1 protein-coding gene is annotated in these 261 nt (G+C 34.1%); it reads right to left on the bottom strand.

All coding sequences use genetic code 11. The features are described from left to right. Positions 1–261: EAL domain-containing protein (locus tag AAEY83_RS16245; protein WP_351060673.1), on the bottom strand; the 261-nt coding region annotated here is incomplete at both ends.

Here is a 261-nt window from a genome sequence, read left to right as displayed (position 1 = left end):
CCATAATATTTGGGATCATAGAGGCTTTTAAGCCCTCAGTTGTTATATCTTGAACAAACGTACGATCAATTTTAAGTTGATGAAAGCTCAAATTTTGTAAATTTCTTAAATTCGAATAACCCGTACCAAAGTCATCTAATGATAAGTTAAATCCCGATTCAACCAAGGTTCTAAAATGAGCATGCGCGATGCTTGTATCAAGGTATTCGTCTTCCGTTATCTCTAAACAAATAATAAAGCGTGAATTGGTAAGCTCTGTAA

The sequence above is a fragment of the Psychrobacter sp. TB20-MNA-CIBAN-0197 genome (assembly GCF_040309765.1).
In the GTDB taxonomy this organism is placed as follows: domain Bacteria; phylum Pseudomonadota; class Gammaproteobacteria; order Pseudomonadales; family Moraxellaceae; genus Psychrobacter; species Psychrobacter submarinus.
This window is presented reverse-complemented; position numbering and strand designations above follow the sequence as displayed.